At 60.7% G+C, this 19,035-nt stretch carries 18 protein-coding genes and 1 pseudogene; 9 read left to right on the top strand and 10 right to left on the bottom strand.

The window, feature by feature from the left end:
- Nucleotides 1-627 precede the first annotated feature (627 nt).
- Nucleotides 628-1,389, top strand: coding sequence for a response regulator transcription factor (locus I2H38_RS21445; RefSeq protein ID WP_324617443.1), 762 nt, complete (start codon nucleotides 628-630; stop codon nucleotides 1,387-1,389).
- A 509-nt stretch (nucleotides 1,390-1,898) separates the two neighbouring features.
- Here I2H38_RS21445 and I2H38_RS18990 read toward each other — a convergent pair.
- The 4 genes from I2H38_RS18990 to I2H38_RS19005 all read right to left on the bottom strand — a co-directional run bounded on the left by I2H38_RS18990 (nucleotide 1,899) and on the right by I2H38_RS19005 (nucleotide 5,857).
- Nucleotides 1,899-2,255: a TadE/TadG family type IV pilus assembly protein gene (locus tag I2H38_RS18990; RefSeq protein ID WP_196273448.1), complete on the bottom strand. Its 357-nt coding sequence runs from the start codon at nucleotides 2,253-2,255 to the stop codon at nucleotides 1,899-1,901.
- A gap of 2 nt (nucleotides 2,256-2,257) precedes the next feature.
- Entirely contained in the window at nucleotides 2,258-2,752 is a 495-nt protein-coding gene (locus tag I2H38_RS18995; RefSeq protein ID WP_196273449.1) for a TadE/TadG family type IV pilus assembly protein, read from the bottom strand.
- Nucleotides 2,753-2,876: 124 nt separating this feature from the next.
- Nucleotides 2,877-4,244 (bottom strand): TadE/TadG family type IV pilus assembly protein, encoded by a 1,368-nt coding sequence (locus I2H38_RS19000; protein WP_267875979.1) that lies wholly within the window; start codon nucleotides 4,242-4,244, stop codon nucleotides 2,877-2,879.
- Between the two features lie 296 nt (nucleotides 4,245-4,540).
- Nucleotides 4,541-5,857, bottom strand: coding sequence for a c-type cytochrome (locus I2H38_RS19005; RefSeq protein WP_196273451.1), 1,317 nt, complete (start codon nucleotides 5,855-5,857; stop codon nucleotides 4,541-4,543).
- 522 nt (nucleotides 5,858-6,379) lie between these two features.
- Here I2H38_RS19005 and I2H38_RS19010 point away from each other — a divergent pair.
- The 4 genes from I2H38_RS19010 to I2H38_RS19025 all read left to right on the top strand — a co-directional run bounded on the left by I2H38_RS19010 (nucleotide 6,380) and on the right by I2H38_RS19025 (nucleotide 9,114).
- Nucleotides 6,380-6,703, top strand: a complete 324-nt coding sequence (locus I2H38_RS19010) for an XdhC family protein (protein WP_196273452.1) — start codon at nucleotides 6,380-6,382, stop codon at nucleotides 6,701-6,703.
- A gap of 127 nt (nucleotides 6,704-6,830) precedes the next feature.
- The gene (locus I2H38_RS19015) at nucleotides 6,831-7,523 is read left to right on the top strand and encodes an XdhC family protein (RefSeq protein ID WP_196273453.1); all 693 of its coding nucleotides are present in this window, start codon (nucleotides 6,831-6,833) and stop codon (nucleotides 7,521-7,523) included.
- A complete protein-coding gene (locus I2H38_RS19020) occupies nucleotides 7,520-8,530 on the top strand; it encodes a molybdopterin-binding protein (protein WP_196273454.1) in 1,011 nt (336 codons plus the stop codon). The genes I2H38_RS19015 and I2H38_RS19020 overlap by 4 nt, the downstream gene beginning before the upstream one ends.
- Complete coding sequence (locus I2H38_RS19025) at nucleotides 8,527-9,114, top strand: nucleotidyltransferase family protein (protein ID WP_196273455.1); 588 nt, start codon at nucleotides 8,527-8,529, stop codon at nucleotides 9,112-9,114. Before I2H38_RS19020 ends, I2H38_RS19025 begins: the two co-directional genes overlap by 4 nt.
- Nucleotides 9,115-9,139: 25 nt before the next feature.
- Here I2H38_RS19025 and I2H38_RS19030 read toward each other — a convergent pair.
- The 5 genes and pseudogenes from I2H38_RS19030 to I2H38_RS19050 all read right to left on the bottom strand — a co-directional run.
- Nucleotides 9,140-9,393: pseudogene (locus I2H38_RS19030) on the bottom strand (ABC transporter permease); the annotation flags it as partial.
- 5 nt (nucleotides 9,394-9,398) lie between these two features.
- Entirely contained in the window at nucleotides 9,399-10,235 is an 837-nt protein-coding gene (locus I2H38_RS19035; protein ID WP_196273456.1) for an alpha/beta hydrolase, read from the bottom strand.
- A gap of 366 nt (nucleotides 10,236-10,601) precedes the next feature.
- A complete protein-coding gene (locus tag I2H38_RS19040) occupies nucleotides 10,602-12,062 on the bottom strand; it encodes a M81 family metallopeptidase (protein WP_196273457.1) in 1,461 nt (486 codons plus the stop codon).
- Nucleotides 12,059-12,979 (bottom strand): SIS domain-containing protein, encoded by a 921-nt coding sequence (locus I2H38_RS19045; protein WP_196273458.1) that lies wholly within the window; start codon nucleotides 12,977-12,979, stop codon nucleotides 12,059-12,061. The genes I2H38_RS19040 and I2H38_RS19045 overlap by 4 nt, the downstream gene beginning before the upstream one ends.
- A gap of 30 nt (nucleotides 12,980-13,009) precedes the next feature.
- Complete coding sequence (locus I2H38_RS19050) at nucleotides 13,010-13,489, bottom strand: RidA family protein (protein ID WP_196273459.1); 480 nt, start codon at nucleotides 13,487-13,489, stop codon at nucleotides 13,010-13,012.
- 191 nt (nucleotides 13,490-13,680) lie between these two features.
- Here I2H38_RS19050 and I2H38_RS19055 point away from each other — a divergent pair, with 191 nt between their 5' ends.
- Nucleotides 13,681-14,709: a 1-aminocyclopropane-1-carboxylate deaminase/D-cysteine desulfhydrase gene (locus tag I2H38_RS19055; RefSeq protein WP_196273460.1), complete on the top strand. Its 1,029-nt coding sequence runs from the start codon at nucleotides 13,681-13,683 to the stop codon at nucleotides 14,707-14,709.
- Nucleotides 14,706-15,722 (top strand): succinylglutamate desuccinylase/aspartoacylase family protein, encoded by a 1,017-nt coding sequence (locus I2H38_RS19060; RefSeq protein ID WP_196273461.1) that lies wholly within the window; start codon nucleotides 14,706-14,708, stop codon nucleotides 15,720-15,722. The genes I2H38_RS19055 and I2H38_RS19060 overlap by 4 nt, the downstream gene beginning before the upstream one ends.
- Here I2H38_RS19060 and I2H38_RS19065 read toward each other — a convergent pair.
- The gene (locus I2H38_RS19065) at nucleotides 15,712-16,995 is read right to left on the bottom strand and encodes an ABC transporter substrate-binding protein (protein ID WP_196273462.1); all 1,284 of its coding nucleotides are present in this window, start codon (nucleotides 16,993-16,995) and stop codon (nucleotides 15,712-15,714) included. The two genes, I2H38_RS19060 and I2H38_RS19065, sit on opposite strands and share 11 nt — an antisense overlap.
- A gap of 285 nt (nucleotides 16,996-17,280) precedes the next feature.
- On the opposite strand from I2H38_RS19065, the gene I2H38_RS19070 reads away from it, so the two are divergent.
- Together I2H38_RS19070 and I2H38_RS19075 are read left to right on the top strand one after the other, a co-directional pair.
- Nucleotides 17,281-18,192, top strand: coding sequence for a carbohydrate ABC transporter permease (locus I2H38_RS19070; RefSeq protein ID WP_229426811.1), 912 nt, complete (start codon nucleotides 17,281-17,283; stop codon nucleotides 18,190-18,192).
- A 34-nt stretch (nucleotides 18,193-18,226) separates the two neighbouring features.
- Nucleotides 18,227-19,015 (top strand): carbohydrate ABC transporter permease, encoded by a 789-nt coding sequence (locus I2H38_RS19075; protein WP_324617444.1) that lies wholly within the window; start codon nucleotides 18,227-18,229, stop codon nucleotides 19,013-19,015.
- Nucleotides 19,016-19,035 lie beyond the last annotated feature (20 nt).

Consider the following 19,035-nt stretch of genomic DNA (forward strand, 5'->3'; position numbering starts at 1 on the left):
GTTCACGGACACCCGGATGCGCATGAGCTTCGCGCGCGGAGCGGTGCTTCCAGCCTGCGCCAACGCGGGGGTGATGACGCCGATTTCGGGCATGATCGACACCGCCTGCCCGAGGGCAAGCATGGCGATGGCCGCAGCCATCAACGTTCTCGAACTTGCCATATCGCTCCCCAGCGAACGCTGTTGAATTTCCGTTAACAGATCCTCTTTGTTTTAAAAAATGGTTAACAAAAACTTATGGATAGGCGAGATCCGTACGTAGGACAGCCTCAATGCGCAACTTTCAACGCGAGTTTCGAGTCAAACGCATATCCTACCTCTTAAGTATTAACTGAACGATCAAATAATCCGTAGGTATTACTTTAATTTAACCCGAAAGACGATAGAATCTAAAATCTAACCAGTCTCGCGCAAGCTCAAATTGGCAGAGCTTGACCCTGCGGAATTTATTAATGGTTGCAGGATTATAATGCCGTACATTCGCAGGGCGACAGTACCAAGAATGAGGATTACTGGCGACGCTGCGCAAATCTCAAGCCGCTGAAAGCAGCGTACTCTATGGGGCAGAAAATCCGGTCGATATCTACCAGTTAAGTAACATCGACCTCTCGTCGGAGGAGGCTTTCTGTGACTAACCCTACACGCATCGCACTCATCGCTGACGCCGAATTGTATTTCCGGATGGCGGTCAGCGCGCTATTGACGCGCGAGTTCGGCTTCTCTGACGTCATCGAAGCGCATTCCTTTGAGGAAGCTAAGAAGGATCTTCCTGCGCATGCTGAAGTTTTCCTTGTCATCCAGGATCTCTCCACTCCGGGGATGAAAGCCGCAGCAAGTCTCCGGATCGTCCGGGAGTGCTTCCCTGAGACGAAGGTAGCCGTCACTTCGATCTCGGATTCCAGGCACAATATACTTTCGGCACTGGAAGCCGGCGCGCATGGATATATGCCCAAGAACTTGAGCATTGCAGAACTGACCCGCGCGCTCCGCCTCATACTTGAGGGAGGAATTTACGTGCCACCATCACTTGCCGAGGTATCATCCAAGGTCCCGGATTATGTCATCAGGCTGCCCGAACTTTACATCCTCGCCGACGCGAACGCACGAAACCAGCTCACTCCCCGTCAAAGGGATGTTCTTGAGCTGTTGGTTCAAGGCAAGCAGAACAAGGAGATAGCATCAGCGCTTAAACTCGGTGAGGGGACTGTGAAAATTCATATATCCGCGATCTTCCGTTACTTCGGCGTGCACAATCGTGCGGCGGCAGCAGTCGCCTGGGCGCGTCCCACCGGTTTTTCGCCCCTAAGCCGCGCTCCGCAGGAGTCCAGCTCGATCCATGTCGAACGAGGAGGGGGCGCATCTGCTGCTGGAGCGAATTTGGCTTCCTAGAACACGCGCGTTTTAACATCCGGCAGCTGTCGCGCCCCTCGTGACGGTCCCGCTCGGGGCCAAAGTGCCGAAGGTGAGCCCCAGGCCGTCAACCTGATGCTCGCCTAGTTGGGAGGAACCCGCCCCGCGAGCTTACCGGCCCTACCGCCGGGCATTGTGTGAGGATCCGGCGCAAATTTAGCGGAGCGCCGAGAAAGTGAGAAACCCGCAAAGCACACACTTCTACGCACTTGGAAGAATGCATTTGACGCAGCTCTTTTTGAAGCGTGCTACATTGCAAATATGCGAGATGCAGCCGATGTGACCTCTGGCTGATTTCAACGCGGCACCGCTTTCATCGTCCCGGCGGTGTCGCGTCGGCCGTTCCCTCTGGAAGGTTTTGACTGTCGGACCTTTACCTTAGCCGGGCTCCTAGTCCGGCTCTTTTCCTAACGCGAGCACTGAACCGTTGATGCGTCTTAGCGAAAAACGGTCAGCAAGCGCCGGACACGACATCCCCTAGTCAGGCTCTAAGGGAAGCATGCTGACGCAGATAGCGGAATCGACGCCTGATAAATCAGCACGTTCAGTTGATAGGTTACGGTCGCACTGACGGATGCGCCGCAAGGCGCAGTCTTGTCGTGCGTAACCACCGGCGCTGGAGCAGGCGCGAAATAGTAGGTCGCGATGTCCGGGCAATTCGTTGCGATAGCATCGCAGCGCGCGGCTTTCTCCACGGTGTAGTTGAGGCTCGCTATGGTGAACCCGAGCAGGGACAGATGGAAGATGCCGAGGAGTAGCGCCAGGAAGACAGGCGCTACCAACGCGAACTCTATCGCAGTCGCGCCGCACTCATCCCGCACCTTCTCTGTCCAAGCCTGTCTCATTCTTATAGCAACCGCATGTAGGTTGTCTTCGCGATGGTTTTGTCGAAAAACCGTCCTACCGTAAAATCGAGAAACAGCGGGCGGTATGCGTAGGTGACATCAACCTTGATGTAATCTCCCGGCTGCCCGGCTTGAGCGCCGGCAATCGTATTGCAGTCGGTAGGCTTGCTACCGAGAGGAATTCCGCCGTCGGGTATCAGGGCGTTGGTGTTATTGAGACAATAATAGGCTTCTGAGGGAGAGTTTGGTTGAAGAGTGACGCCGTCGCCCAGCGACGTGCTCTTTATCGCTCTGGCAATAGCAGCGCTCAGTCCCGGGCAGAGGATTTTCGCCGGCAGTTCCTTGGTCGGATCACAGGCCTTCCATGCCGACTGCGCTCCGACCTGGGCAGCATTTTGCACCTGCATCACGATATAGGCATAGCGAGCGACTTCTATGCCGTTCAGTAAGAGAAAGCACAAAACGCCAGCGACAAGAGCGAATTCGATCCCAGCCACGCCGCACTTGTCCTCCCAGAGAGACAGGGAGCACCGGGTGACATGCCTGCAACTGCGGCCTCTACGCTCGAAGGGAACGAGATTCATGTGTCCGACCTGAATGCGCTATCATGGAGCACCTCATCTAGAGAACCAATGCTCCACGCCCCGTCGGGGCGGTGCCGGTGGGCAATTCAAGCCCTGCTTCGGCGCAGGCCCCATGAGACATAATTGCGCCTGTCCCATTAATGGTCAGGTTGTCTACAACCAGGCCGAAGCATGACTGGCCGTCGCTGGACTTGTTGACTGCCCCGCTCAGCGTAACGCTTGCATGGGGCAGGTAGACCATCCCAGTGATCTTCCAGGTGGGCGTGTTGCCTGCTTCGGAAATGTCCACACCGGTGGTCAGGTTCGGATCCTGATAAATAGCGATGCCTTTCCAAGGCCCGGTGGTCGGCGCCCGGAAGTCGAGAGTTCCATCTCCGGTCGGCGTATGGGTGTAGCCAGCGGCAAAGGTCCCCGTGAAGACGATCGTGAGAGCCGAGTTGGCATCGGTGCGCAATGTGCGACCGTTCGGTTTTTTGCCGGTATAAAGCTGACCGTTCCAGATTACGAGGACGGCACCCTCAGGCGGTGTGCGTATGGTGACATCGCCTCCCAGCACCAAGTCACCGCATACGTTGTTGGGACCGGCCGCCAAGGTGACTGTCCCGCTCCAAGTGTTCGCGGCCGGGAAACCCGCATTTCCCTTTTGAGGGTATTTGCCCCCGCAGGGATCGGAAGGAATGTTCGACCGCAATCCGGCGTAGGGGTCGGCAAGTGGTGTCACATTCGACCGTTGGATGACCCCGCAACCATCGTTCTTCCCCGCCGCATCGCCGTAGTCTGCCCCTAAGTTGTTGCCGTTGCAGCGGGCTCCTGCATTGGACATGATACTACAACCGGCCAGATTGGCTTTCGGGGCGCCATTCGACCCGAATGCGATACCGTTGGTTCCCAGCGCCAAAATACAGTACTCGCGCGGCATCAATGAAAGACGCGCAACGGCCGTCGCACTCAGCTTTGTTTGCGGCGTACCACCACCGCCAACAACCGTGCCCTTGTAGCCGACCACCTGGGAGAGAAACTGCGGCACATATCCGGTGATGGTAGCGCTATAGCAATTGGCGCCGCCGGCAGGACAGAGCGCGGTGTTCGAGGCGGTCACCGAGATATTGTTGATCCCGTCCACATAACCATATTTCGCGGCGGCTGCTTTAGCCTCGGCCTTGTAGTTCGCGGCTCCGTTCGTTGCCGCCGCGATCGCTGCGGAATCGGCTGCATTTTGCATGGAACGCTGGGAGAGATACCAATAGGAGACTTCTACACCGAGCCCGGTGGCTCCAATCAACGCGGGCAGCGCCAAGGCGGTCATCACTGTGACGTTGCCGCTCCGGTCTCTCACACATTGTTTCACGCACGAGCGAAGCGCCGCATACGCGGATCTAACTGAGAGTAAAGCAAGCGACCTCATGTGTTGCCCCTATTACCCGTGACCGTTGCCGAAACTTTGTTTCCGCGCGGCCAGTCCTTTACTCGCTCGGAAGAAATCCTCCTAGAGTCGGCATAGAGAATTCTCAGTCGCGATAAAGCTTCGCAGAGATATCGAATGCTTATTTTAGTAGACCTGCGGCATAAGACAATTCGGTCGAATGGCCTAACCTAGGCTCAGGGCGCGTTAATTGAGACAGAAGGCGACGGCTGCCGCGATGCAGGCGGCCGAGAAGAAGGTATCGGCGCACGGTCGGTCGTATCTGAGTGGCAACGGCGCTAGTGAGCGCTCCTCCGTACCTCCCGGATCTGCAAGCTCACATCGTTCCAGGCGGGCTGTTCGCTGAACCGGGCCCGCATGAATGTCACGAGATCCGCGATGTCGTCATCAGACAGAGACGAGAAGGCTGGCATCGAGCGCTCCGGTACGCCCTTGGGCGGCCGAATGCCTTCGACGATGATGCGGATTACATTACGCGGGTCGGGCGCCGAGACGCTCGTCGTCACTCCAAGTGGTACCGGCTGGGTCGCCGACACAGTGCCGGCTCGGTGACAGTTCACACACGCTCTTGCGAACACTGCCTCACCCCTCTCTAGCTTGGTTGCGGTTGGTGTCGCAGCATTGGCGCTTTTCGTTAGGCTGAGATCCCGCTGCCGGGCCGACGCGACTTTGCCCTTTACCTGGGACTCGTCCGTTGGCCGCCCTTGCAGAGAGCGGAGGTAAACGGCCATGGCCTTGATGTCTTCCTCTGCCAGGTCGGCGAGTTTATTCACGACGCCGGTCATAGGACCAGCCGCGATCCCGTGGTGCTCATCCCAGCCGTCGAGAAGATAATTGACGAGAGCGTCAGTTGTCCAAGGCACCGGCGCGGGCGACGCAACGTTCAGGGCTGGAGCGTGCCAGCCCTCCGCTGCACCGCCACCGAGATCCTGGTCGGATTTCTCCGCCCCGAGAAGATTGCGCGGGGAATGGCAGGATCCGCAATGCCCCAGCCCCTGCACGAGGTAGGCACCGCGATTCCATTGCTCGTCCTTGGCTGGATCAGGCTGGAACACCGCCGGCTTGAAGAACAGTAGGTTCCACCCGGCCATTAGCATGCGAATATTGAACGGAAACGAGAGTTCATTCCGAGTTCGATCAACCCGGACAGGTTTGCGAGTGGCGAGATAGGCGTAGATCGCCTTGTTATCCTCATCCGTGATCTTGGTGAAATGATCATACGGGAATGCCGGGTAGAGGAAATTGCCCTCGCGGTCGATGCCCTCGCGCATGGCCCGGCGGAAGGCCGCCTCGGACCAGCGGCCGATACCGGTCTCCGGGTCGGGCGTGATGTTGGTGGAATAGATCACTCCGAACGGCGTCGGCAATGAGAGGCCGCCGGAATACGCCTCCCCGCCCACTTTGGTATGACACCCAGCGCAATTGCCGAAGGCCGCGAGCACCTCTCCCTTCTTGATCAGTTCAGGAGAGAACGTGGAGCGCGCCAGTGGCTGAATCGGATCGATGGACGGAAAGGCCGCCAGCCATGTCAGTAAAGAACCAGCTCCGATCAAGCCAACAAGCAGCAACCCTACGAAAACACGAAGAACCCGCATGTTGTGTCGCCTCCCTCGCAGTTGAGTACCGAACACACGGCGACACGACAAGGTATGTAACTTCATCCCCCGCCACGGAGACCGGCCAATACACAACGAATTGGATGGTAGCCGAGGGCTTTGTTACAGGTTGTGACGGATACGTTGCAAAGTCTGGGGTAGATTAGTCGCCGTCGAGTTTCTGATACGCGGCGACCTCGACACAGCTTGGAATGGGCTGTTGCGTTGACATCGGACTCAGGCAGCTTCGCGAGAAGCGCATTGGCAGAAGCAAGCTCCAGTATGCGGCGACTGTAGATATCGTTGAGCATCCCGCCAGTGCCATCGGATAGATGCTCATGCCCTGCGCACCGACGCTGCGATCCGATACCTGTCAATGCTCGGGTGTCGGCCATGCCAACTCGAACCCGATAAATGTCGTAACGTCCGCCCGGCCGTATTCCGGTTGCGGTTCAAGCGTCGATAATGGCAGTATCGACTTGCAAGCGGTGCTCTAAGGTCGCCTTTTTGCCGGGAAATCACATGCTCTCGAACGACACTGACATCCTGAGGACAGCAGAAGCCTGGAGGCGTGCAGGCAAAGGCGTTGCGATTGCAACCGTGATCGAGACATGGAAATCGGCCCCTCGTCCCGTCGGCAGCCACCTGGTCATCGATGAAGACACGAACTTTTTCGGATCCGTTTCCGGCGGCTGCGTCGAAGGGGTGATCATTACGGAGGCTCTGGGGGTCATCGAGGACGGGAAACCGCGGCTGCTAGAGTTTGGGGTCGCTGACGAGACTGCCTGGCAGGTTGGGCTGTCATGCGGCGGCCGGATCAGGATCTACGTGGAGCGGGTGGACTAGGGTGATGAGACCGCCACCGATCATATCTTTCCTCGCCGCAGTTCGGATGCAGGACCGAGGCTGCGTCACGTTTCGGGGAGACGCGGTGACGCCGAACGCCATTCAGCCAGGAAATTGAGGAAACGACATGCGATTGGGTCTCCTATCCGATCTCAACGCGGAGCAGGCAGCCCGGCGTGCAGCAATCCTCATCACCGATATCATCTCGGGCGAACAGCGCCTTGTCCGAGAAAAGGAAGTTCGAGAAGATCCCCTGGTTCAGGAGTTGCAGGAATGCCTTGATCAAGGCAAGAGCCGCCTCGTGGAGCGGGATGGCCGCCAGTTCTTCCTGACCGTACAGGTGACGCCGGTGAGAGTCGTCATCATCGGCGCCGTGCATATCAGCCAGGCTCTGGCCCCTATGGCGAGGAGGCTCGATCTTGACGTCACCATCATCGACCCACGCACGGCCTTCGCGACCCCTGAGCGCTTTCCAGATGTACTGGTGCTGGCCGAATGGCCTGATACCGTCCTGCCGGACTTGAAGCTCGACCGCTATACGGCCGTAGTGGCGCTCACCCACGATCCGAAGATCGACGATGCGGCGCTTTCGGCTGCCTTGCAGTCCCAATGCTTTTACATTGGCGCGCTCGGCTCGCGGGAAACTCATGAGCGCCGCATCCAGCGTCTGACCGCAGCTGGCATCACCGAAGTGGATCTCGCCCGCATCCACGCGCCGATCGGACTCGACATCGGTGCCGTCTCGCCTGCAGAGATCGCCGTCTCCGTCCTCGCCGAGATTGTTGCAACTCTGCGAAAAGAGCGGAGACGATCGGCGTGAAGTTCGGCCTTGTTCCGGTGGAGGAAGCAATCGGGGCGCTGGCGGCTCACAGCGTGCGAGTCGGCGAGACGATGGTGGGGAAGGGAAGCCTCGTTACGGCGGAGATCGCGACACAGCTGAAGCAGGCTGGCGTCAAGAGGATGACCGTAGCGCGGCTGGAACCCGGGGACATCGGAGAGGACGAAGCCGCCAGGCAGCTCGCCAAGGCTCTTGGAGGAGAAAACGTCGTCGTCGGAGAACCGTTCACGGGGCGCTGCAACCTGTATGCCGAGACCGCAGGGATTCTGCTGATCGACATCGACGCGATCAATAGCCTCAACGCAGTCGATGAAGCCATGACCGCAGCCACCCTGCCGGCCTATACGCCGGTCGCCGCTGGCGAGATGATCGGCACCGTCAAGATCATTCCCTATGCCGTTCCCAAGATCCTGCTGCGGGATGGCGTCGCGAGGGCCGGTACAGGGGCTTTGTGTATTGCCCCTTACACCCACCGTCAGGTAGGGGTCATATCAACGGTTCTGCCGTGGCTCAAGCCGAGCGTGATCAATAAAACGGTTGCAGTGCTCGCCAAGCGGCTGGCACCGGCGAATGCAACGATCGCTTGGGATCGCCGCGTGCCTCATGACGCGACTGCGTTAGCGCGCGAGCTAGCGCATCAGGAAACCGGCGACACGCGTGTCATCATCGTGTTCGGGGCGTCCGCCATTGCTGACCGCCGCGATGTCATTCCTTCTGCGATCGAAATGGCCGGTGGGCGCGTGGAGCATTTCGGCATGCCCGTCGATCCGGGAAACCTGATTCTCATCGGATCCATCGCAGGCAAACCCATCATAGGCGCCCCAGGCTGCGCCCGGTCCACGAAGGAGAACGGGTTTGATTGGATTCTGCACCGCATACTGGCGGATGTCCCTGTCACCCGTGCCGACATTACTGCTTTCGGGGTCGGAGGACTTCTCAAGGAGATCGTCACACGGCCACAACCGCGTGCAGGCGGCGGCCAGGAATGAGTGGTGTGGCGGCTATCGTTCTCGCCGCCGGGCGGGGCACCCGGTTCGGGCAAGAACCGAAACTACTCGCGCGGCTCGGCGGCAAACCACTGGTGCGCCACGTGGTCGAGGCCGCCGTCATCTCCATTGCTGACCCGGTGATCGTGGTCACGGGCCATCGGGCAGATGAGATCGAGGATTCACTGAAGGGGCTTCCAACCCAAGTTATTCGTAATGCCTCTTTCGCGGAAGGGCTCTCGACGTCGCTGAAGGCGGGGTTTGCTGCGCTCCCGCCCAAGTCTAAGGCAGCTGTCATTCTTCTTGGAGACATGCCGCTTATCAAAGCCGGATTGATCGACACTCTCGTAAACAGATGGCGAGAGATGGGCGAGCCAGCGGCGTTGGTCCCAACGTTGAATGGCCAACGCGGTAATCCCGTCGTGCTCTCGCGTGAACTTGAAGACATGATCAAGGGGCTTTCGGGGGATGTAGGCGTAGGGCCGGGCCTTCGCGGGCGAACTGGCGTATTGGAGTGGCCAACCACGGACCCAACCATTCTCCAGGATGTCGACACCTCGGAAGAGATCCACAAACTCGAGCTTTAAGAGCCATGTCCGATGGGTCGCGGGCTCCCAACCAGAAGCCGGGGATCGCATGGAGCGTCAGCGAGTCGATCGACAAGAACCTGTCGCGAAGGCCCCCGGCCGCGACGCGGCGAGAATATCGAGAAGCGAACCCGGTCCGAAGGGCAGGGCGGTAGCGCCTCCCGTCAAGAGCAGGGTGTTCGGTAGCCTCTCGAGTATCACCGCCAGGATCGGCCGTGAGAAGATCACAGAGCGGCCAAGATCGAGATGAAGCAGGGACAAGAGATAGATCGCGAGGCGGATGTTCAAGGGTGTATTGGAAGCTCCAGCTCCGCTCGGGTCTCAATGGCGCCAACGAAATCATCGACGGCTTTTAAGCCACCTCTCTCCAGGTTGGATGAGTGGCCGACACCTTCGAGGCGGAGGAAGGTCTTTGGCTCTGGGGCTGCCCGGAAGAGCTTTTCGCCGAACTCAAACGGGACGACGGGATCCCGGGTGCCGTGCATGATCAGGATTGGTGCCTTCACCCTCTGGATGATGTCGAGGGATCGGAATTGGTCCAGCATGAGCAGACCAACAGGGACGTACCAGTAGACCTTGCTGGCGACATCCGCCGTGGATGTGTAAGGCGCATCAAGGATCAGGCCGGCGATCGATCGTTCGGTGGCGAGGCGGACCGCGACCCCCGTGCCCAGGGATTCGCCGTAGGTGACCAGGCGGGAAGCCTCATAAGACTGAGTAACCCAGTTGTAGGCAGTGAGCGCATCCGTGTGAAGACCTGTCTCCGTTGGTGAACCCGTAGAGCCTGAATAGCCCCGGTAGCTTACCATGAGGAGGCCCCGGCCGGTTTTGGTCAGAGCGTGGGCCCGAAGTCGCCGGCTCCAGAGGGTGCCTCCGTTGCCGTGGAAGTAGATAATGACCGCTTTGCCGGGTTGGGGAGGCTTCCACCAGGCGACCAGTGTCTCGCCATCGGGTGTCGTCAGCACCAGATCCTGAAATCCGACGAGGTTGGCTTCGGCTGCTGTCGCGCGCTGCTGCGAGGTCGGGTACTCGAGGTTGCGCTGGCCAAGAAATAGCGCCCCGATAGCGCAAGCGTAAAGGCCAAGGAGAGCCATGGCGAGGCGGCTGAGGTGTCGGATCATTGCATTAATTTGGCTCGGCAGAACTGCTTTACCAGCTAGCTTGCCGATAGGAATCCGGGTTCTTTCGCAACTCTTTTTTTCCATCCTCAACCAACGCAAGAAATCCGTCGGAGGAAAATGGCACGTGGGGAGACATGATCGCGGAGACAAGCTTACCGTCCGCCCAGGCGGACAACCTTGTTCCTTCAAGAGGCGCAAGCGCTTGGCCGCTTTGGGGTCGCGGCGCGTCCGGACGATCATTGTCAGCCGATGTCGCTGTCTATCTCGGACCGAACAAACCCCTCATTGCTATCGAAGAGTTCACGACAGTTCCAGCAGGCAGCTGACCGAGCGGTGCGACGGTCGCGTAAATTCGTCCGTCGGCCGTCAGCGCACCGGCTCAGACACCGGATCGAGCGGCGCGATGGGGCGGCGGATCTTCGTATAGGGAATCTTCGCCGGATCCGGTGGATAGGGGCCGCCGCAATTCACGTAGATGATCTCTCGAGCGATCGGCGCGAAAGCTGCATGGAAGTGACTGGCGGACTTCACGACCACGATCTTCTGCCGTTCGAGATCGATCCCGAGATTGCGGAACACGTCCGGATGAAAGGTCTGCGCGCGCTTCGATGCAACGACGACGGACAGCGCCCCGATGCGCACGGCTGCAGCCGCCCCCAGAGAGACGAGGCTTGTCTCGAAGGGAATCACGAGGTCGCGGGTCACGGCGATGACATCGACCTCGGCATCCACCGGAGGCCCAGAACTCGGCGCCACCTTGCCGCCAATGCGAAGCGCCAGCCGTGCGCCGGGTCCCGCCGCGTGACAGAACTGGACGGCCACGGGATCCCACAGGGCTCCGGCCGCCGCTGGGACGGTCGGATACTTCAGGAGTTCATGGATGAGGAAGGTGCTGTCTCCCGCGACCCCTCCGCCCGGATTGTCCCAGCGGTCGGCCAGCACCACCGGGCCACCCTCGAGGGCAAGCGCAGCCTTCACCGCTTCGGCGGGTGAAGGCATCGGCGGCAGGCGATTGCCACCAAACCCGAGCACGTCCTTGGCCAGGGTACGAGCGAGCGCCTCGCCCCGCTCGGGCGTTGCATCGGACACCACGACGATCTTGGTCCCCACGTCGTAGACGTCCGCAGCCGGAAATCCGTGAACGACGGAAATGCTGAGGATCCCGTCCCGCCCTTCCAGGGTCTTGATCCGGTCGACCAGTGAGCGCCCCGGCTCGCGGCTCGTGATGAAGTTGGCGATGGCGCGACAATCGACCACCGAGACCACCGGATTGATCTCTCTACGCGCCGTCCGCAGGGAGAGATCGACCAGATCCTCCGCGCGCTCCAGGAAATCCGTATGCGGCACTTCCTTGAAGGTGACAATGATCGTGGCAGCAGCCACCATGGCGTCACTGAGATGGCAATGGGGATCTAACTCGATGCCGATCACCGCGTCTGGCCCGACGATGGCGCGGGCGCGGGTGAGAAGATCGCCCTCACAGTCGTCGTAACCGTCCGCCACCATAGCGCCGTGCAATCCGAACAGAGCAACGTCCACGGGTGTACAGGCCCGGAGCTGGTCGAGAATCTCGTCCCGGAGACTTTCATAGGCGTCGCGACTTACGAGGCCTGCAGGCTCGGCCCAGGTCGCCGTTCCCTCGACCAGTGTGAACCCCTCCTCGCGAGCCCTTCGACGAGCCGCCACGAAGGGAGCCGAGCAGAGCGTCGGCGTCTCGGGATGCTGGCCCGGCGGGGCATAGAACGCATCTTCGAAGGCTGCGCGGTCCGTGGGAATCGGAGAGAACGTGTTGGTTTCCGTTGCAAGGGAGGCCACGAATATCTTCATGGGCGGTCTTTCCGGAATGAGCCTGCTTCACCTCGATGCGGCTGGAGGCGCAGGTCCGCGAGGCTGTCCTTCACCTCCCGCAGCCGGGCAAGCATGGGTTCACCGAAGCTCAAGGCCAGGGCGGTGGCGATCACGTCGATCAGCACCGCGTGGGCGACGCGAGAGGTCATCGGTGCATAGACCTCCGTGTTCTCCTGGGCATCCACGGCGAGCAGGACATCGGCCGCGTTGGCAAGAGTCGTCCCCGGGCGCGTCACGGCGATGACCGTCGCTCCAACCTGCCGTGCCATCCGAGCCATCTTCACCGTGTCGCCCACCTCGCCGGTGTGGGAAAAACACAGGGCTACGTCGCCGGGACGCAGAGTGGCGGCTGCCATGCGTTGCAGATGCGTGTCGCCGTAGGTCACGACGGGAATGCCGAGACGCATGAGCTTATGCTGAGCTTCGATGGCCAGGATGCTCGCCGCGCCCGTGCCGAAGCAATCGATGCGGCGGGCCTTGTGCAGGATGCCGACGACGCGCCGGAGCGCCTCCCGGTCGATGGACTGGCGGACGGAACTCAGGACATAGACGCTCGAGTCGAAGATCTTCGTGACAATGGTGTCGAGCTCGTCGTCCGGAGCGACCTCGCTATGCAGATACGGCGTGCCGGAGACGATGCTCTGCCCGGTGAGAAGCTTCAGCTCCGGATAACGTTGGAGGCCAAGCGCGCGGACGAAGCGCAGCACCGTCGGCTGGCTGACGCCGACCGTTTCAGCGAGGGTCGCAATCGACATGCGGATGATCTGCTCGGGATGATCGAGCACGAAATCCGCCACACGCCGTTCAGACGGAGAAAGATGTGCCCGCTGGGCCGCCAGCTTCTCGAGAAACCGGTTCGAATCCGATTGGGAATCTGTGGCGGCTTCAGGCATCATCGGGACTCCTCATCTCCGCGCGCAACATCGTCACAACGCGGCGACTTCTAGGATTGCTTCCACCTCCACGCAAGATCCGAGCGGGAGCGTCGCCACACCGATGGTTGTACGCGAATGGCGTCCTCTCTCACCCAAGATCTCGACGATGGCATCGGAGGCACCGTTCATCACCGCTGCGAGATCAGTGCAATCGGGCTCGGCGTTGACGAAGCCGCCGAGCCTGACACATTCCTTGATCGCATCGAGGGACCCAAGGGCAAGGCGGGCGTGACTGAGAACGTGCATGAGGCACAGGCGGGCGGCGGCATATCCATCTTCGGCCGACACCGTACTTCCGATCTTGCCGATATAGCGCGGCGGAATCTTGCCGTCGGGCCCGAAGCAGAGCTGGCCGGAAACATATAACAGATTGCCGGTCCGTTTCGTGTGGATGTAGTTTTTCACCGATCCCGTCACAGCTGGAAGCTCGATCGTCAGCTCTTTCAATTTTTGTTCTGTTTTATCAGTCATTTAAGTTTCCATATTAGGGCGTCGGCACCGAATAGATATCTGGCGACAATCACACACATTCAGTACTGATTTGAAGGAACGTGGAGCCATTCTCGGGTTGACTCGCGGATTTTTGTAATTAATCTACACACACCCAGGACGAGGCGCAATGCGTCCTGGACTGGAAATGCCCAGCCGCGAGATTTCAAGCCATGCTCCAGATTGTTCGCGATCCCACCACCGGGCTCGACCGGCTGGTGCTGTCCCGTCTGCCGACACCTCTCGATCCGGCCCCGAAACTGGCCTCGGCCCTCGGGGTGGCCCAATTGTCGGTAAAGCGAGAGGACCTGTCGGGTTATGCCTTGGGCGGGAACAAGCTCCGCCAGCTCGATTTCATCCTTGCCGAGGCGCTGGCGGCAGGAGCGGATATCCTCGTTACGACAGCGGGCAGCCAATCCAACTTCTGCCGCTCCCTTGCAGGGGCTGCTGCAAAACTGGGCCTCGGCTGTCATCTGCATCTGCGCGCGGCAACCGGCACCGCGCTGGTGGGCAACCTCCTGCTCGACGAGATTTTGGGCGCCGCCATCACATTCACCCAAGTCACCGACCCCTGGGATCCGCAAATCACGCAGGAACTCGCGGAGATCGCTGACAACTACGAGCGGCAGGGCAGGAAACCCTTCATCGTGCAGCTCACCGGTGTCAGTGCCGCCACTGCTGTTGCCGGGTGGATGTCCGGCGCGGCGGAACTCCTACGAGATGCCGAAGCCGGCCCCGGCATTCCCGACGTGGTGATTTCCGTTTGCGGTTCGGGACTGTCTCTCGCCGGTCTCGCCCTCGGCTTCAAGCACCTCTCCTGTCCGGCCCGTCTGGTGGGCATCAGCGCCCAGCAGCCCGCCGCCCGTCTGAAAGCCTGGATCGTCACCGCAGCCGACGAGGCCGCAACGCGGCTGGGCCTTTCCTGCAGGCTGACGGCCGAGGACTTCGATATCGTGGATAGCGAGATCGGCCCCGGCTACGGCAAGCCATCGGCGGCAAGCCTCTCGGCAGTCCGGCTCGCGGGGCGCACGGAGGGCTTGCTGCTCGATCCGATCTACACCGGTAAGGGGCTCGCAGGCCTTCAGGCGGCCCTGCGAGCCGGCCTGGTGCGGCCCGAGCATTCGGTCATCTTCGTTCATTCCGGGGGCACGCCCGGCCTGTTCGCCCACGCCGAGGCCTTCGGGGCGGACCGGGCCGCATGACGACGCAACCGGGGCCGGCGCGGCTCGACATTCCCCTCGATCGTCCTGGGCGCACTGTCGGAGCCCTGCGACTGCCCTGGTCCCATGACCGATCGGCCTACGGCCAGATCGTCGTTCCGGTCATCGTGGTCAAAAACGGAGACGGACCGACGGCGCTCCTCACCGCCGGGATTCACGGCGACGAGTATGAAGGCCAGATCGTGCTCGGCAGCCTTGCCCGCACCCTTCGGCCTGAGGCCATCCGTGGGCGTGTCATCATCCTGCCCTGCGCGCATCCGGCAGCCTCATTGGCAGGGCGGCGCACGTCCCCATTCGACGGAGGCAATCTCGCACGGCTTTTTCCTGGCGATGCCCACGGCGGCCCGACCAGCCAGCTTGCCGAGGGCATCAGCCGTTTGCTGCTGGCGGAGACGGACTTCCTCGTCGATTTTCACAGCGGGGGAAGCACTCTTGACTATCTGCCTTGTGCCTTCGGACGTCTCCCGTCAGAGGCCGCGCTCGCGGATCGTGTCCTGGACCTCATGATCGCGTTTGGTGCACCCGTGACAGCGGTCGTCCGCAGGCCCGAAGCCCGTGGCACCCTGGTGGCCGAAGCCCTGGAGCGGGGCGTGGTAGCCATGGCAACCGAACTCGCTGGCGGGGGAGGCGTAACGAGAGAAACGGTCGCCCTTGCCGAACAGGGGCTTTCACGAGTTCTCGCCCATATGGGGATCCTTCCCGCGAATGGTCCGCCGCCGCAGACGCGGCTTCTCTCCATCGAGGCGGAGCATTTCGTGCGCTCGCCGGGGCGCGGCTTGTTCGAGCCGATGTTTACGCTGGGTCAGAACGTCAATGCCGGCGACGCGGCGGCCCGGCTGTCCAACCCCGAGCGACCGGGCAGCCCGGCAGAGGAAATTGCCTTCACCGCTGGCGGCACGGTGATCTGCCGACGCGTGCCAGCAATGGTAGAACCCGGCGACGTCCTCGTCCATTTGGGCCAGGACGTCGACCGGGCTACGCTTCTCAGCCGATGAGCTTCTGAACGCGGGTGGTCAGGTCGTCCATGGCCCGCTGCGGAGTCTTCATGCCCAGCACCGCGGCCTCGGCCTCTTCCTTGAAGAAATCGGCGGCCCGTGCCGCATTATCGAAGGCGGGCAGCGGGACACGCGAGACCTTCAAGACCTTCCGCTCGGCTTCGGAATAGGGCAACTCTGCTTTGATGCGCGGATCGTCGTAGGTGGAGCTGCGTACGGGCCCGTTGCCGTTGAGAGCAGCTGCCAGCGCTGCCTCCTTGGAAGACATGGCCTTGATGAAGCTCCAGGCCAAATCCTTGTTCTTGGAATTCTTCGGGATCGCCATGCTCCAGAATTCGACCTTGGTGGGCGCAACCTCGTATTTGCCCTTCAGTTCTGCCGCCACGGGGAAGTAGGTCGTCTTGATCTTGCCCGCGACCTGCGATTTGGCCGGGTCGTTGTAGAGCCCGTATCGGCTCATGGAGCTGGCGGCCATAGCCGCGCGGCCGTTCTGCATCCAGGTGTTGGCGTCTTCCGCCTTCATGCCGGTCAGATTCTTCGGAATGGCCCCAGCCGTATAAAGATCGCGGATCATCGTCAGAGCCGCCACCATCGCCGGAGAATTCGCTACGACCTTCATGTCCGGTGTGATGAAGTCGGCATCCCAGGCCCTCGCCAGGGCGATGACCTCCGGGTACGCGACTCCGGGGAGGATCATGCCGACCACCGGCGTTCCATCGGCCCGCGTATAGGTGCATTTCTTGGCAACCTCGACGAACTCCTCGATTGTCTGCGGAGGGCCTTTGATACCGCGCTCGGCAAAGATCTCCTCGTTGTAGTGCAGACCCGTCGAGGCGTGGCGGAAGGGCATCGCGAAAAGGCGGTTGTCCAAGGTTACGCCCTTCACTAGGCCCGGAAAAACATCGCCCAAGTCCGGGATCGGATCTTTTGCCATATACGTGTCGAGCGGCTCGAACATGGAAGCGACCCGAGGTGTCGCGTAGGTGTTCAGGATGAAGGCCACATCCACGGTCGATTCCCCAAGGGACGCTTCTCGGAAGAGCCGGTCGTGGAGGGGGCCCGTCTCGAAAGTCACCCAGTTGACCGTTGCGTCGGTGGCCTTCGCAAAACCCTGCGTGACATCACCGCCCTTGGTGCCGTTGGACACGTTCTGCAACACCCGGTGGGCGAATACATTGATTTGCTTGCCCTGGGCGTTCGCCAAATTTCCGAATGCCGGCAACGTAGCGGCCGCTAGGCCTCCCGCCAGAATATCTCGCCTCGTTACGACCATGATGCTTTCCTCCCAATCCGGGATTGCATGGGCAGCCTGCCGTGGCCCCATCATTTGCTGCGCCCGCCGGATCGAGCCGGACGCATGCCGGCCATCGTCGCCTGTCCGATGACCCTTGTAGAATAATTACGAGAAAAGATGAATTTCAAGAGAAAACTTGACTTTCCGCAGCTGCCGATTTTATTTTTACTACATCGGATCGAACTGCGATCCCCTCTGCGAATGGATGCCCTCGGCTATGGTCCTTCAGCACATCACGACCGACGATCCGGCGAAGGCGTGACGATGAAGTTGTCCCCCTCCATGAGAGACTCGACACGCCGCGTTCCGACTCCTTGGCCAGCGATCGCCCTGATCTCGCCTGTTCATTTCCTGATCGGCGCGATCATCTTTGTGCCGGCCCTCTACGTGGCGTGGCTCAGCCTGACGCAATCCTCCTTCGGGCAGCAACCCGTCTTCGTCGGCTTCGAGAACTACGCCCAGGTACTTGGCGATCCCTACTTCTGGCGTGCTCTTGGCAATACCGTCCTGGTTGTTCTCATCGTCGTCCACCTGGAACTTCTGCTCGGCCTTGGAGTCGCGCTTCTGTTTGCCAGCGGGCTGCGGGCGATGCCGCTCCTGCTCGCAGCAGTTCTGGCACCCTACGCGGTGAGTGAGGTGAGCGCCGTCGTCATGTGGCGCTATCTCTTCGACCTCGACATCGGATACGTCAGCCAGGCCCTCGCGTGGCTCGGTCTGCCTGCGCTGGAATGGGCGATCAATCCAACCCATGGGCTTATCCTCGTCGCTCTCCTGAGCATCTGGCTGCATCTACCCTTCACTTTCGTGATCCTCTACGCGGCGCGGCTCGCGATCCCACGTGAACTCTACGAGGCGGCCGAGGTGGACGGCGCCACACCGCTCCAGCAGTTCCGGCGCGTGACCCTTCCTCTGCTCGTACCGGCGATCCTGATCGCCGTCCTGTTCCGCTACATCTTCGCCTTCCGACTGTTCTCGGAGGTCTGGCTTCTCACGGGAGGAGGCCCGGCGCGACAGACGGAGGTGCTCGCAGTCTATCTTTACCTCGAGGCTTTCCGTTACAACGCCTTCGGTGAAGCGGCCGCAACCGGCTGGCTCCTGGTCCTCGCGTCTCTCATCCTCGCGCTGTGGTACCTGCGCCGGCTCTACAAAGACATGTTTGCGACCTATGCACCCTAGATCGTTCCTTCGCAGCTTTCTGAAAATCATAGCGGTGGCGGCCGTTCTCGCTTGGTCGCTCGCGCCGATCCTTCTGATCTTCATGTCGTCGTTCAAGGCCGACCGGGACATTTTCGCCGTGCCGCCGCGGCTCGGCTTCAGCCCGACCCTGGACAACTACGTGGCGCTCGTCACCCGTTGGGGCGACTTTTTCAGCGGGCTCCTCAATAGCCTGATCGTAACGGTGGGTGCCACCATCCTTGCCGTGCTCACAAGCGCCATGGCGGGCTATGCCTATTCCCGCTTCCGTCACCGAATTCTGGCCGGCAGCGCCTTCTTCCTCATCTTCATCCGGCTCATCCCACCCATCGTCATCACGCTACCGCTCTTTCCGGCCGTCAACGCGCTTGGTCTCAGTGATACGCATCTGATCCTGATCGTGCTCTACGCCACCTTCTTCGTATCGCTCGGCACATTGGTCATGCGCACCTTCATCGACCAGATTCCCAAGGAAGTCGACGAGGCGGCCCATATCGACGGCGCAACCCGCGGACAGATCCTGCGCAAGATCATCCTCCCTTTGTCCGCGCAGGGCATGGTGGCAGTGGCCGTCTTCGTGATCGTCTATGCGTGGAACGAGTTTCTCTTCGCCTTCATCTTCACCACGACGCGCGCGAAGACCGCGCCGCTGGTGATATCCGAAATGATCGGCGCCGTAGAAGGCGTGGAATGGGGCGTGCTCTTCGCCGCTTCGACGGTGCAGCTCCTGCCCATCCTCCTCTTCGTCGTGCTCGCCCAGAAACACCTCGTCGCGGGCCTTACCGCCGGTGCCACGAAGGGTTGATGAATGCCCGGAAGGGATCA

It is taken from the genome of Microvirga alba (genome assembly GCF_015694465.1).
Classification (GTDB): Bacteria; Pseudomonadota; Alphaproteobacteria; order Rhizobiales; family Beijerinckiaceae; genus Microvirga; species Microvirga alba.